The organism is Brachybacterium sp. AOP43-C2-M15, assembly GCF_052446295.1.
Taxonomy (GTDB): Bacteria; Actinomycetota; Actinomycetes; order Actinomycetales; family Dermabacteraceae; genus Brachybacterium.
Genome location: NZ_JBQSWB010000027.1, coordinates 1 through 13,838, shown reverse-complemented (window position 1 = coordinate 13,838; position 13,838 = coordinate 1). Strand labels below are relative to the sequence as shown.

Below are 13,838 nucleotides of genomic sequence, written 5' to 3'. Positions count from 1 at the left end.
GCTGCTGGTGCTGGGAGTTGCGGGGCAGCTCCTGCGCAGCCGCGTCCAGCGCCCCTCCGGCGAGCGCGCGCCGCTGCCGATCGGGGTGCCGGTCACGGGGCGCTGGCGCGGGCTGAACTCCCCCGCCTCGAAGGTCCCCTCGCACACGCACGCCCTCGCCCAGACCTACGCCCTGGACATCACCCACGAGCCGGAGGGCTCGCCGCCCCGTGCGATGGACGCGCTGTGGCCGCCGATGCGTCGCCCGCAGGAGTTCCCCTCCTTCGGCCGCCCGGTGCTCGCCCCGTTCGACGGCGTCGTGGTGCAGGTGCGCGGCACGAGCCGTGATCACCTCACGCGCCTCTCGCCGCTGGGACTGGTGTACCTGGTCCTCGAGGGGTTCGTGCGCAGCCTGGGCACGCCCCGGCACCTGCTGGGCAACCATGTGCTGCTGCGCGCCGAGCCGGCGGTGCGGCCGACGGCGAGGGCCCGTCGAGCGTGGGCTCCGATTCCGGGGCGGCCGACGGGAACGCCCGTCGGGGCGAGGGGCCCGACGGCACCGTGGTCGCGGTGCTCGCGCACCTGCGTCGGGGCTCGCTGCAGGTGGCGCCGGGCGACCGGGTCACGGCCGGTCAGCAGTTGGCCGAGTGCGGCAACTCCGGCAACTCCTCGGACCCGCACGTGCACTTCCAGCTCATGGACGGCGAGGACATCGCCACGGCCCACGGCCTGCCGTTCGAGTGGGAGTACCGGGACACGGGCGGTGCGGTGCAGCGCGGGGTGCCGGCGAACGAGGAGCTGTTCGTTGTGGACGGGTGAGGTGGCGCGGGGCGAGGAGACTCCCTTCATGACATCATTGCGATAATCGCAACCCCTTCCTAGGGTGACGCCATGAACGCCACGATCTCCGACCGCGTCCAGCAGCGTCTGCGGGCTGCGGGCATGACCCAGAGCGCCCTCGGCGCGAGGATCGGCCTGGACCCCACGAAGCTGTCGAAGTCGCTCCGAGGAACGCGAACCTTCTCCACCGGGGAGCTCGCGGCGATCGGTGAGGCCCTCTCGGTGGACATCCACTGGCTCATCAGCGGCGCCCCCAGCTCGCTCTCCCCCCGCTTCGGGTTCCGGCACACCTTCGACGAGGGCTCCGGGGCGCACGAGAAGCCGAGCGAGGCGATGCGCGAGCAGATCGAGAACGTGGTGCTGGCGTACCACCAGGCCGGTTTCACCGCCGACGTGCGCCTCGACCGGTTCCGGGAGGGGGTGGGCACGGACTCCTTCGACGCCGAGAACCTGCCCACGGAATACCCGCAGATCCGTCCGGCCATGACGGCGGTGCAGCAGCTCTGGCAGGACTGGCTCGCATCGGGGAACGACCCCGTCGAGGATGTCGAGGACTTCCTCACGGACCACTTCGGCATCGACCTCGTCGTCGCCGACGTCGCCGGGGCTCACCGCGTCAACGCCCAGGCCCTGCAGATCGCCGGCGCACACGTCATCGTCGTCGAGCGCTCGGGGGCCTGGTACTCCACCCTCTTCGGGATCTTCCACGAGCTCGCCCATCTGCTCTTCGGGGCCGTCTCCTGGATGGGCCAGCACTCGGGCGCGGGCGAGGCCGCGTTCGAGAAGTTCGCGAACGGTTTCGCCGGCGACGTGGTTCTCAGCCGCGATGACGTCCGGTCCTCCGAGCTCTCCGCTCTCCCCCTGCCGGATCTCGCCGAGTTCCTCTGGGATCACGGCGCGGGCCTGCACACGGCACGTATCCGGTGCTCCCAGAACAAGGTCGAGGGCCCGCCCGAGCACATCCGGCAGGGTGACATCACGTTGCTGTGGCGCAACGTGCACGGAGACGTGCGCTCGAACGTCTGGAGCGCCCCGTCCTATCCGGCCCGGCTCGTCGACCGGCATGAGCAGCTGGTCCGCGCCGGGGACGCTCCCCCGGATGTCCTCGCCTGGATGCTCGGGGTACCCGTCGAGGAGATCGCGGTGGACCGCACGACGGTCTCGCTCGACGAGGGCACGCAAGAGCTCCTCGATCAGCTGGGGATTCCCTCGTGAGGTTCCTGGTCCCGGACACGTCGCTGGTATGGAACTTCCACGCCATCGGCAGGATCGATCTGATCAGCAGCTTCGTGGGCCGAGCAGCTTTGGCACCGAGCCGGGCAGAGTGGGGGCTCGAAGTAGAGCAAGAGGTGCTGCACCACATTTCTGACGCGCACGATGCATTGCACGAGATCTTCGGGGATGCGGTGAGACCGACCCCCTCTCAGCGATCCACCACCCACTTCATCCGGGAGAGGGCGTTTCGAGGCATCGCCGAGGATCCGCGGGCACACGTCGGGGAGTCCGAGGCGATAGCCATATGGAGCGACATCGCCGCCATCGGCGACACCATCATCTGCCTCACCGAGGACAAGGCCTTCGTCCGATTCTGCTGGCGCACCCATGACGCTGACTCGAACCCCGCCTCGTTCGCAGGCGGGCGCTGCTTCGTGCCGGTCACTTCCGCTGATGTTCTCGCATCATGTGTGGCTGCGCAGAAGATCTCCGAGGCCGAATCGGGTTCACTGCAGCAGGCGATGAAGGCCGCAGATCGACCGTGCATCGAGCCGGCGAGGAACCTCCTGTGACCATTCCAGGACCGCCACGCCCTTTCGGCCCTTTGATCCCTCGGCACCACTGAGCCGATCCATGGGTCACCATGCGATCACCCCCTCACCGCCGCCGCGCCTCCGCGAGGATGTTGCGGGCCATGGCCGGGAACACGACCGCGTGGAACGGGGCGATCGCCCACCAGTACAGCCGCCCCAGCAGCCCGTCGGGGAAGTAGACGGCGCGCTGGTGGTACGTGGCGCCGGCTGAGTCCGCGTGCGCGGCTCCGGGCCCGGCCGTCGCCTCGCCCTCCTCGGCGGCCCCCGGCTCGACGCTCAGCTGCAGCCAGGCCCGCCCGGTCATCCGCATCTCGGCTCGCAGGGTGAGGCTCCGGCCGGGTTCGATCTCCTCGACCCGCCACCAGTCCACGGCATCGCCCACCCTCAGGTGGGAGGGGTCGCGGCGCCCGCGTGCGAGTCCGTACCCGCCGACGGCGCGGTCGGCGAGGCCGCGCAGGCGCCACAGCAGCGGGCTGGAGTACCAGCCTGCCTGCCCGCCGATGCCCTCGATGACCTGCCACACCGCCGCGGGGTCGACGCCCTCGTCGGTGTGGGAGCGTTCATCGGTGTAGACGGTGTGGCCGGCCCAGTCCGGGTCCGGGGGCAGGGAGGACGGCGCCCCCGCGCCCATCGCGACGTCGGCGTCCCAGGTGGAGGCGAGGTCGCCCCGCTTCTGCTGGTCGAGCGCGGAGCGCACCGCCTCCCGGTAGGGGGTGGGGCCGCCGTCCGGGGCGTGCACGAGCTCGCTGAGCGGGCGGCCGTGGGTGATGGCCTCGTGCTGCATCGACTGCGCGAGCGGGATCGCGAGCGGCGGCGGGATCGGGGTGATCGCACCGATCCACATCCCCGACAGCAGCGGCGCGGGCACGGGCAGCGGGATCACCCGCCGCCGCGGCAGCCCGGCCACCTCCGCGTACCCGGTGAGCAGGTCCGCGAAGCGGAGCTCCCGCTCGCCGCTGCCGATCTCGTAGGCGCCCTCGAGGTGACCCGGCGCCATCACGCATTCGCGCAGATAGTGCAGCACGTCGGCGACGGCGACGGGCTCGATCCGGTTCTGGACCCAGCGCGGTGCGGGCATGACGGGCAGGCGCTCGGCGAGGTGGCGGATGATCTCGAAGCTCGCGGAGCCGGCGCCGATCACGGTGGCCGCCTGGATGACGAGGGTGGGCACCTCGCCCTGGGTGAGGATCTTCGCGACCTGTTCGCGGGAGGCCATGTGCTCGCTGAGGTCGTCGCCGTCCGGGTGCAGTCCCGAGAGGTACACGATCCGGGAGACCTCGGCCCGGGCGACCTCGTCGGCCATGATGCGCGCCATGCGCGCCTCCCGCTCCGCGTACCCGCGGCCGCCGCCCATGGCATGAACGAGGAAGACGACCACGTCGACGCCCTCGAGGGCGCGCCGCACCGCGGTGCGGTCCAGCAGATCCGCCTCGACGACCTCGCTGCGCGCGGACCAGTCCCAGGCCTCGAGCGAGGCCGCGTGCCGGCCGAGGACGCGGACCTCCGCGCCCGCGTCCAGCAGCTCGGGCACGAGCCTCCCGCCGACGTAGCCGCTCGCGCCGGTGACGAGGACTCGGGGTGCGGCGACGTCAGGGGCGGGGGCCACGGCTCAGAGCTCCACGGTGCCGCTGGCGCCCGGGGCCCGCTCGCCGGTCACCTTCGCCTTGGTGATGCGGGCCAGGGCGGAGACCTTCCCGCCCGGCATGCCCCAGTACTGGGCGGAGTCGCTGATCACGCGGACCAGGCGCAGGTCCGGATCGTCCTTGCCGCCGGGGAAGTAGCTCTCCAGCTGGCCGTCCCACAGCTCGTCCCGCTTCGCCCGGTCATCGACGTACTCGAGGTGCCCGGCCACGGACAGCCACGAACCGGCCTCGGAGATGGCGATGTTGACCTCGGGGCCGGCGCGCAGCGCGTCGGCCTGGTCGCCCGCGGCGCTGAGGAAGAACCACACGTCGGCGTCGTCGGTGACCTGCTGCGGGGTCATCGGGTGGGAGAGCAGCTTGCCGCTGGGCAGTGCCGTGGTCAGCATGACGAAGCGGCTGTCGCGCAGGGTCGTCACGACCGTGTCCTGGCTGAGCTCGTCGGTGGTCATCGCTCCTCCTTCGTCCGGGGCATGAGCGGTGCTCATGTGGGCTCCGGACGATACGCCTCCGTGCCGGGCATCCGGTGTGCGGGGCCTACCGGGTGGAAGGGGGCGGTGGCAACGCGGGTGCCGGGGATGGTCCCGGGACGCCCGCCCGGTTCCCGGGCGTCACTCCCCGACGACCACGAGGGAGGAATTGGAGCGGTGCACGACCAGCGGCGCGGGGCCGTCGTTGTGCACGCTCGCCGAGACGCGCACGGTGTCCCCGCAGGGCGTGCCGGGCACGGTCTCCACGAGCTCGAGGGACAGCAGGCGGTGGTGGCGGTAGAGGTCGATGTAGTCGGGCTCCGTGGTCTCTTCCCCGAGCACCTCGCACACCTCTCCCCCGGCGTCGACGAGCTCGGCACGTAGCTCCACGCTCGCTGTGCTGCCGGCCTCGTCGAGATCGTCCTTCGAGCACCAGGCCCGGTCATCCTCCCGGGACCCGTTCACGATCGTGCACGTGGTCAGGTGCAGCGAGGCCAGCGCCCGCAGCTCGCCCTCGCCCAGCTCCTCGAGCGGGACCTCCGCGAGGAGCACGTCGTCCACCGCGTCGTCCGCGAGGTTCCGGGGCAGGCCGTCCTCCGGAGCCTCGGTGGCGCCGTCCTCGGCCTGCTCGGCCCGCCAGGTGCCGTCGATCGCGAAGGTGGTGCCGTCCGAGGCGACGTCGTCGTAGGGCGCCGAGGCCTTGATGCTGCAGTCGATCGGCCCGTCCTCCGGCACGCTGATCAGCCCCTGGTTGCGGTACTCGGTCTCCTCGCCGGTGAGCATGTTCTGGGTGCCGCCCACGGAGATGCCGGGGCCGCCCGCCTGCGGCGAGCAGCTCAGGGTGACACCGAGGTACATGGAGCGGCCCCCGCTGCCCTCCGGCTTGGTGCTCCGCAGGTCCATCGTCACCGCATAGGTGGTGCCCGCCTCGGCCCAGAAGGTGCTCTGCGCGAAGCGGGTCTCCTCCGGCACGGTGAGGGTGGCGACGTCGGCATGGGAAACGGGCGCCGCCGGGAACGGAGGTGGCGACGGGGCAGCGCTGGACGGTGACGTGGCCGATGGGTCGCCGTCGCCTCCGCCGCGGACGACTGCGATCCCGATGATCACCGCGAGCGCCACCAGCAGCGCGGCGCCGCCGGCGAGCCAGGTGCGACGGGATCCTGCGGACCCGGGACCCGTCTCGGGCATCGCCGTTCTCCTGTCGATCCGCAGTCCTTGCCGGTGCCACAGTACCGGTCGGCGCGGGACTCTAGACTTGCCTCGTTCGCGTCCCCTGCCTGGAGGTCCCCTGTGCCCAACCCGTTGTCGACCCGCGTGGAGTTCCTGCGGAAGGGTCTGTGGCACCTGCGCAACGGGGGCGTGTCCGAGTTCCGCCTGTGGTGGAGCCGGCAGGAGTCACGGCGAGCGAAGCCCTCGCAGCTCACGAACACTCCCCGCGGCACCGGCGGCGGGAAGCCCGTCGTCGTGCGCAACTCCGACCTGGCCCGGGAGGGCTTCCCCCTGCCGGAGATGCGCGCCGAGCCCGAGTACGAGCCCCGCCCCGACCACGTGCTCTACCTGCTCCACAACGCGCTCCCCCACCATTCCGGCGGGTACGCGACGCGGACGCACGGGCTGCTCACCGAGCTCGGGCGCATCGGCTGGGACGTGGACGGCGTGACCCGTCTGGGCTATCCCTTCGACATGCCCGGCATGGCGGAGGTCCCCGATCTCCCCCCGAGCGAGATCGTGGGCGAGGTGGACTACCACCACCTGCTGACGGGACGGCAGATCGAGAAGAAGAACCCGATGTTCGACTACGTGGCCCGGTACACGGACGCGCTGCTGCCGCTGGCTCGGGCCGGGCGTCCCGCGATTCTCCACGGCGCCTCGAACCACTGGAACGGCCTGGCCGCGGTGAAGACGGGCAGGCTGCTCGGCATCCCGTCGGTCTACGAGGTGCGCGGCCTCTGGGAGGTCACGCGCGGTTCCCGCGACCCCGAGTGGGGCCGCAGCGACCAGTACCGCTATCTGGCACGTATGGAGTCGGACGCCGCCTCCGGGGCCTCCCGGGTGCTCACCATCACGGGAGCCCTCAAGTCGGAGCTGGTCGATCGCGGGGTCGACGCGGAGAAGATCACCGTGGTCCCCAACGGCGTCGACACGGACCGCTTCACCCCGACGCCACGGGACGAGGAGCTCGCAGAGAGCCTGGGCGTGAGCGGGAGGACGGTCATCGGGTACGTGGGCTCCGTCGTCGACTACGAAGGACTCGACCTCCTGCTCGACGCGGTCCGCGCCCTGCGCCGCCTCCATGACGGATTCCATGTGCTGATCGTCGGCGACGGCGCCGCCCTGGAGAGCCTGCGCGCGAAGTCCGCGGCCGACGGGCTCGACGACGTGGTCACGTTCACCGGGCGCGTCCCGCACACGGAGGTCGAGCGGTACTACTCGCTGGTCGACATCACCCCCTTCCCGCGCCTGCCGCTGCCGGTGTGCGAGATGGTCTCCCCGCTCAAGCCCTTCGAGGCCATGGCGATGGGCAAGGCGGTCATCGCCTCCGACGTCGCCGCCCTCGCGGAGATCGTCACCCCCGGGACGAACGGGCTCCTCCACACGAAGGGCGAGGCCGAGTCCCTCACCGAACAGCTGAGGACCCTGCTGGAGGATCCCGCCCTGATGGCGAGCCTCGGCGCGCAGTCCCGCCGGTGGGTCGTCGCCGAACGGGACTGGCGCCGCATCGCCGCGACGATCGCCGAGGCGTACACGGACCTCCTCCGCTGAGACCGACCTGGCGCCGAGACGCGGGTGAAGGACATCACCCGACGGGGCGCCATCCCCGCCCTGCTCGGGCACAGGGACCTGGAGCGTCCGTGAACTGTGAGACGGGGCTCTGTCCAGCACTCGCACAGGCACTACCGTGGGCCAGGGTCCGACCTCACGGACCCCGTCCCTCCCCCGCTCCAAGGAGTATTCGATGAGTCCGTCCGTCCCCCTCGACAGCGTCAGTGTGATCGGCCTCGGATACATCGGCCTGCCCACTGCGGCCGTGCTGGCCCAGGCCGGCAAGAGCGTCGTCGGCGTCGATGTCAAGCAGGCGAACGTGGAGGCGATCAACGCGGGCCGCGTGCCCTTCGTCGAGGAGGGCCTGGAGTCCGTGGTCGCCGGGGTGGTCGCGCAGGGAAAGTTCTCGGCACAGACCGAGACCCCGGTGGCGGACGCCTACATCGTCTCCGTCCCGACCCCGTTCAAGGGCGACCACGACGCGGACCTCTCGTACATCGATGCGGCCGCGCACGGGATCGCCCCGAAGCTGACGGGCGGTGAGCTCATCGTTCTCGAGTCCACCTCTCCCCCCGGGACCACGGAGCACCTCGCCGAGGTGATCCTCGAGGCTCGCCCCGAGTTCACCATGGAGCCGAACCTCAGGAACTCCCTGTACTTCTCCCATGCCCCGGAGCGGGTGCTGCCCGGACGCATCATGATCGAGATGGTCGAGAACGACCGCATCATCGGCGGCATGACTCCCGAGGCCTCCGAGCTCACCCGGGACCTCTACGCGAGCTTCTGCCACGGGGAGCTCCTGCTCACCGACGCCCGGACGGCCGAGATGGCGAAGCTGACCGAGAACGCGTTCCGCGACGTCAACATAGCGTTCGCCAATGAGCTCTCGATCATCGCCGACCGCCAGGGGATCGATGTCTGGGAGCTCATCAAGCTCGCCAACCACCACCCGCGGGTCAACATCCTCAGCCCCGGCCCGGGGGTGGGCGGGCACTGCATCGCCGTGGACCCCTGGTTCATCGTCTCCTCCGATCGTGAGTTCTCGAAGCTCATCACGACCGCGCGGAACGTCAACGACTCCAAGCCGGGGATCGTGCTCGACAAGGTCCTGAAGCACGCCGACCGGTTCAAGACCCCGACGGTCGCGGCGCTGGGCATCGCCTTCAAGGCGGACATCGACGATCTGCGCGAATCCCCGTCGAAGAACATCACGATCAACCTCGCGAACAGCCTCGCCGACGGCACCGTGCTGGTGGTCGAGCCGAACATCGACGAGCTCCCGCCGGAGCTCGCCGGGCGGGACAACGTCGAGCTCGCCGGCCTGGAGGATGCGGTGGAGCGCGCCGACATCGTGCTGCTGCTGGTCGACCACGCACCGTTCGCCGAGTTCGACCGCGACAAGCTCCAGGAGACCGTGCTGATCGACACGAAGGGGCTGTGGCGATGACCCCTGCCTCAGGGACGAACCGTTGGAAGCGTCGCGTCGAGCGCGCTCTGGGCCGCACCCCGGTCCGTCCGGAGACGCCGACCCCTGACCCGGAGGTCCCGGCCCGGGATCCCGAGCTGATGAAGCTGCCGGAAGGCGCCCGCGCCCTGCTGCGCGCGGCACGGGCCCACGCGGAGACCGCTGCCACGACGGCCGACGAGAAGCTCGCGGAGAAGTCCCTCGGCGAGTTCCGCGAAGCGGTCGCCGCCTCACGGTGCGATCCGATGCCGCTGCGCGATCTCGCCGACTTCCTCGAGGCCCGGGGAGAAGGCCCGGCCGCTGCCGCGATCGGCGCGCTCCTCGAGTCCGCCGGTGACGGCGACCTCGAGGTCCCGGCTCTCCGTGACCGCGCGAACGCCCTCGAGGCCCGGGGCGACCGCCCCGGGGCGGAGGCGCTCCTCGCGCTCGTCCTCGCGGCGGATGCCTCCCAGGTGGAAGACGTCGACCGCTACCTGGATCTCGTCGGTGGCCTGGCCCTGCCCCGCAAGCGCATCAATTGGGCGCTGAAGCGACTGCGCGCCGACGCCGGCGCCGGCGCCGCGCCGGGCCAGCACCGCGCTGCGGCGCACTACGCGATCGCCCACGGGTACACCGAGCTCCTCGCCCGGATCGGCGAGAGCCCGGATCCGGTGGCCCGCGCGATCGTCCGGATCAACGCGGCCGCCGACTCCGGCGAGCCCGACGGCGCCGCCCTCGAGGCGATCCGTGCCGACCTAGCCCTGACCTCTGCGGACCTGCGCTCCGCGCACCTGGAGGTCATGCTCGCCCGGGGAAACCGTTCGAGCGCCAAGGCCCTGCTCGCCGAGACCGAGGACTCCCGGGTCCCGGCAGAGGCCGTGCGCCGCGAGATCCGGCGACTGATCACCGCAGGGCGGAAGAAGAAGTCCCTCCCCTACGTCAACGCCTACCTCCGCGCCCGACCGGACGATGCCTGGGCGCTGTCCCTGCGCAAGCAGCTCACGACCGCAGCACCCACGAACTACCAGCTGGGCAAGACGGGGTTCCCTCTCCCGAAGGACCGGGCGGAGCCCGTGTTCGAACCGGTCCGGAACCGGGTCCTCTACCTGCTGCACAACTCGCTGCCCCACCACTCCGCGGGGTACGCGACCCGCACCCACGGTCTCCTCCGGGAGCTCAACGACGCGGGATGGGACGTCGACGGCGTCACGCGGCTCGGCTACCCCTATGACATGCCGGGCAAGGAGGACATCCCCGATGTCCCCGAGCATGAGGTGATCGACGGGGTCGACTACCTGCGCCTGCTCACCGGGCGGCAGATCGAGAAGAAGAACCCGCTGTTCAACTACGTCGGGCGATACTCGAACGAGCTGGAGAAGACCGCGCGACGTGACCATCCGGCGATCATCCATGCCGCGTCGAACCACTGGAACGGGCTCACCGGCGTGAGCGTCGCCCGGAAGCTGGGGCTGCCCTCGATCTATGAGATCCGGGGCCTGTGGGAGATCACCCGCGGTTCACGGAACCCCGAGTGGGCCGCGAGCAACATGTACAAGTACATCGCCCGGATGGAGTCGGACGCGGCCAAGGGCGCGACCCGGGTCTTCACGATCACAGGCGCTCTGCGCGATGAGATGGTGCGGCGCGGGGTGGAGGCAGAGAAGATCACCGTGCTGCCGAACGGGGTCGACACCGAGCGCTTCACCCCGATCCCCCGCGACGAGGAGCTCGCCCGCGAGCTCAGGGTCCAGGGGAAGACCGTGATCGGATACGTCGGATCGATCCTGGACTACGAAGGCCTGGGACTGCTCATCGACGCGGCGGCGACCCTCGCCGCGGAGCGCGATGACTTCCATGTCCTGCTGGTCGGGGACGGCGCCGAGCTCGAGTCGTTCCGCGACCGCGTGCGCGAGGACGGGCTGGACCGAGTCATCACCTTCACCGGTCGGGTCCCCCATGAGGATGTCGAACGGTACTACTCGCTCGTGGACATCACGCCCTTCCCGCGCCTGCCCCTGCCGGTGTGCGAGATGGTCTCACCGCTGAAGCCCTTCGAGGCGATGGCCATGGGCAAGGCCGTGGTCGCCTCGGACGTCGCCGCCCTCGCGGAGATCGTCACCCCGGGCGCCAACGGTCTGCTGCATGCCAAGGGCGAGGCGGGAAGCCTGACGGCAGAGCTGCGCCGGCTGCTCGACGATCCGGAGCTGGTGGGTCGCCTGGGCGCCCAAGCCCGGGAATGGGTCGTGCAGAACCGTGATTGGCGACAGATCTCCACCATCGTGGCGGAGACCTACGCGGAGCTCGCCGAGGGGCCGCGGGGGTGAAGGCCCTCCACCGGGACCGACGTGCAGGGGCAAGAGGCCGTCCCTGACCTCGGCCCGGCCGACGTCAGTCCCAGCTGCGCTCGACCTCGGTGATGGTGACGTCCTCACCCTCGATCTGCACGGACCACACCCGCGGACCCCGCATCAGCATCGCGCTGAGCTGGCCGGACGTCGAGACGTAGGAACGGATCACCGCAAGCTCCTGGGGGGCCGAGGGAGCGATCAGCACCACCGAGCGCTTTCGGTTGCGGGACGACACAGCCGTGAGGAGGGTGGCCGCCTCGAGGGTCTTCCACTTCGTGGCGATCCAGGCGTGGGGGTCGCCCTCCTTGGCGACATGCCGCGACAGGGCCGGCACCGTGCCGAGCCACGTCATGTTCATCGTCTGGTCATCGGATCGCAGCTCGAAGCCACGATCGTGGCGACGGGACAGCACCCCAATATCAACGATCCAGTTCTGTTCGATCGGGGTCGGGTCGGACGCCTCGTCCCAGACGATCCAGCAGTCAGGGCCGGTGAGGTAGAGGACGCGTCGCCGCATCTCGACGTCCTGGTATCCATGGTCACGCACCACGGCATCATGAACCGCCTCCGTGGCGGTGAAGCGCTCCAGCTCCACTTCGGCGCGCAGGGAGTGAACCTGCTCGGGAAGACGCGCGATGTTGTGCGCATCCTGCGAGAGGAAGTGGTTCCGCGTCGCGTCGCCCGTCTGGTAGCTGTAGTAGCCGCTGTCGCTCAACCAGGGGCGGCCGCGCGAGTAGATGTGGACTCCGCCTCGATCCTGATGAGAGTGCGAGAGCACGTCATGGCCGAACCGGAGGATCATGTGGGACTCCGCGGCCAGAGGGCGCTCCTGTCCCCATCCGCTGCGGGAGACGACATAGCCGCGCTCATAGGCGACGGCAGTCTCCGTGGGCGCCTCGCCGTCCTTCCCCTGGGTGGCGACATATTCGACGTGCGGTCCGAGACCCCGAGACACCGCCACGCGCTTCGTATCGCCGATCTGAGGCAGCATGCCGTTCGGGAGCACCATCTGGGCGAGCGCGGTGCGTCCGGCCTCGAGCCGCGCGGCAGCGAAGGAGGGGATCTTGAGACCTTCCGCCTCGATGCGTGCCCAGGCCTGCGTCCACCACTTCAGGTTCATCTCGTGGTAGCCGACGGCGCCCTCGTCATTCGCGCCCTGGGCGTCGAAGGTGGACTTGAACTGCTTCGCCATACGGTCATACGCCGTGTTGAGCGCGCGGCGATCACGCAGCAGTGCGGCGACCACCACCAGCCCTGAATGCTGATGCAGCGCGTGGTTCTTCTTGACGATGTTGGCCTCGTCCATCAGCCAGTCCACGTGGTACTGGAGGAGGGGGATGTACCAGTCGTCCTCGGGCCTGATCAGGGGCGCACCGAGGCTCAGCTGGATGGCGCGGTTGCCGTCGGCCATATCCTTCCAGGCGAAGAGCCCCGGGGCCTTCTTCGCCGGGATGTTCTTCGCGCCCCAGGATTTCGCGACACGGCGCCATTCCTCGGCTGCTGCCTCGTCACCCTCGAGGGCGGACCACCGCAGCGGGTTCAGCCAACGCAGGGTGTGGTGCTGGAACTGCCAGTTGCGGTCCTTATAGGGGTCGGCCTTCCAGTCCGTGACGTCCCCTGTCCAGTTCGGGTGCGGCGGAAGGCGGAGGGTGCCGGCCTTGACGAGCTTGGTGAGCGTCTCATGCTTCGCCGGCTTGCCGTAGACCGTGCCGAAGGCCTGGCGCTCTGCGACGCCGAGATCGAGGTCCTCGACGGACGTGACGTTCTGGGAAGGCACGGACGTTCCTCCGATGAAGAGAACTGGTGGGTCGCCTCAGTGTACGGAACCCGTTACCCCTGATCGTCATCGGATTGTTCCCGATGTCTCCGCTCCCACACCAGCCTGAACTTCGGCTGGTAGAAGGGACGGTCCTGGGATCGGAGGTCGGTGAAGTGCTCCGGGTTCCGCTCGACGGTGTAGGCCAGCGCGTTCTGATCGAGCGTCCAGCTGTGCGGCTGGGTCAGACCGTACGCGAGATAGTTCTGCAGATCATTCAGCACGGGCGTGCCGAGAACGCGCTGCTGGAGCGCGACGTTGCCCGCGAGATACCGGCGCCAGGGATGCAGCGCAGCGAATCCCGTCATGCTGGGCAGGGCGAAGGTGAGTGGGGAGACCTTGCGCAGATACTCGCGGGGATCGACATCCGTGGCGAGATCTGCGTCCATCAGATAGACGCTCGAGTAGCGCTCCAGGAGCATCTCGGGCGCGAAGAACCGGGCGGAGGCGTAGAACGTGATCTGGTCGATCACGGCAGGGGGAATCGGGATGCGGTAATAGTGCACGTTGATCGGGGACCCGCTCCGGTTGAGGCGAGCGAGTGAGCGTGCGAATCCTTCTCCATCGGCGAGGGTGGATCGAGCGTCCTCCTCATCGCCGCAGAGCAGGAAGGTGTAGTCCACATCCGGCATCTGCTGAGCGTAGAAGAGCAGCATCGGCGCATAGGTCCGATAGAACCCGGGGTCCATGGCGATGACGATGCTGGTCTCGTTGTGCGGCTCCCGAACAT

11 protein-coding genes are annotated in these 13,838 nt (G+C 69.9%); 6 read left to right on the top strand and 5 right to left on the bottom strand.

Annotated elements, in window-relative coordinates; all coding sequences use genetic code 11:
• The first annotated feature begins 477 nt into the window (after nt 1-477).
• The 3 genes from ACT3SP_RS17950 (at nt 478) to ACT3SP_RS17940 (ending at nt 2,606) form a co-directional block, all read left to right on the top strand.
• The gene (locus tag ACT3SP_RS17950) at nt 478-798 is read left to right on the top strand and encodes a M23 family metallopeptidase (RefSeq protein ID WP_444588653.1); all 321 of its coding nucleotides are present in this window, start codon (nt 478-480) and stop codon (nt 796-798) included.
• A 72-nt stretch (nt 799-870) separates the two neighbouring features.
• Nucleotides 871-2,034, top strand: coding sequence for a helix-turn-helix domain-containing protein (locus ACT3SP_RS17945; protein ID WP_444588652.1), 1,164 nt, complete (start codon nt 871-873; stop codon nt 2,032-2,034).
• Nucleotides 2,031-2,606: a hypothetical protein gene (locus ACT3SP_RS17940; protein WP_444588651.1), complete on the top strand. Its 576-nt coding sequence runs from the start codon at nt 2,031-2,033 to the stop codon at nt 2,604-2,606. Before ACT3SP_RS17945 ends, ACT3SP_RS17940 begins: the two co-directional genes overlap by 4 nt.
• 85 nt (nt 2,607-2,691) lie before the next feature.
• On the opposite strand, the gene ACT3SP_RS17935 is transcribed toward ACT3SP_RS17940, so the two are convergent.
• The 3 genes from ACT3SP_RS17935 to ACT3SP_RS17925 all read right to left on the bottom strand — a co-directional run bounded on the left by ACT3SP_RS17935 (nt 2,692) and on the right by ACT3SP_RS17925 (nt 5,925).
• Nucleotides 2,692-4,233 (bottom strand): SDR family oxidoreductase, encoded by a 1,542-nt coding sequence (locus tag ACT3SP_RS17935; protein ID WP_444588650.1) that lies wholly within the window; start codon nt 4,231-4,233, stop codon nt 2,692-2,694.
• Nucleotides 4,234-4,236: 3 nt separating this feature from the next.
• Nucleotides 4,237-4,719 carry a pyridoxamine 5'-phosphate oxidase family protein gene (locus ACT3SP_RS17930; RefSeq protein WP_444588649.1) on the bottom strand — a complete coding sequence of 161 codons (483 nt, stop codon included), beginning with the start codon at nt 4,717-4,719 and terminating at the stop codon, nt 4,237-4,239.
• Between the two features lie 159 nt (nt 4,720-4,878).
• Nucleotides 4,879-5,925: a hypothetical protein gene (locus tag ACT3SP_RS17925; RefSeq protein WP_444588648.1), complete on the bottom strand. Its 1,047-nt coding sequence runs from the start codon at nt 5,923-5,925 to the stop codon at nt 4,879-4,881.
• A 102-nt stretch (nt 5,926-6,027) separates the two neighbouring features.
• Between ACT3SP_RS17925 and ACT3SP_RS17920 the strand changes: the two genes are divergently transcribed.
• From ACT3SP_RS17920 to ACT3SP_RS17910, 3 genes are all read left to right on the top strand, one after another.
• Nucleotides 6,028-7,500 (top strand): glycosyltransferase, encoded by a 1,473-nt coding sequence (locus ACT3SP_RS17920; RefSeq protein ID WP_444588647.1) that lies wholly within the window; start codon nt 6,028-6,030, stop codon nt 7,498-7,500.
• Nucleotides 7,501-7,693: 193 nt separating this feature from the next.
• Nucleotides 7,694-8,947, top strand: a complete 1,254-nt coding sequence (gene wecC, locus ACT3SP_RS17915) for a UDP-N-acetyl-D-mannosamine dehydrogenase (RefSeq protein ID WP_444588646.1) — start codon at nt 7,694-7,696, stop codon at nt 8,945-8,947.
• Nucleotides 8,944-11,268: a glycosyltransferase gene (locus tag ACT3SP_RS17910; RefSeq protein WP_444588645.1), complete on the top strand. Its 2,325-nt coding sequence runs from the start codon at nt 8,944-8,946 to the stop codon at nt 11,266-11,268. The genes wecC and ACT3SP_RS17910 overlap by 4 nt, the downstream gene beginning before the upstream one ends.
• A gap of 64 nt (nt 11,269-11,332) precedes the next feature.
• On the opposite strand, the gene ACT3SP_RS17905 is transcribed toward ACT3SP_RS17910, so the two are convergent.
• Entirely contained in the window at nt 11,333-13,069 is a 1,737-nt protein-coding gene (locus ACT3SP_RS17905; protein ID WP_444588644.1) for a heparinase II/III family protein, read from the bottom strand.
• A 53-nt stretch (nt 13,070-13,122) separates the two neighbouring features.
• On the bottom strand, nt 13,123-13,838 hold a 716-nt coding region (locus tag ACT3SP_RS17900; RefSeq protein ID WP_444588643.1), incomplete at its 5' end, for a hypothetical protein.

Excerpts from the sequence above, each read along its gene's own strand:
- ACT3SP_RS17945 (WP_444588652.1), top strand. The coding sequence starts at position 871 with ATGAACGCCACGATCTCCGACCGCGTCCAGCAGCGTCTGCGGGCTGCG.
- ACT3SP_RS17930 (WP_444588649.1), bottom strand. The coding sequence starts at position 4,719 with ATGACCACCGACGAGCTCAGCCAGGACACGGTCGTGACGACCCTGCGC.
- ACT3SP_RS17925 (WP_444588648.1), bottom strand. The coding sequence starts at position 5,925 with ATGCCCGAGACGGGTCCCGGGTCCGCAGGATCCCGTCGCACCTGGCTC.
- wecC (WP_444588646.1), top strand. The coding sequence starts at position 7,694 with ATGAGTCCGTCCGTCCCCCTCGACAGCGTCAGTGTGATCGGCCTCGGA.
- ACT3SP_RS17910 (WP_444588645.1), top strand. The coding sequence starts at position 8,944 with ATGACCCCTGCCTCAGGGACGAACCGTTGGAAGCGTCGCGTCGAGCGC.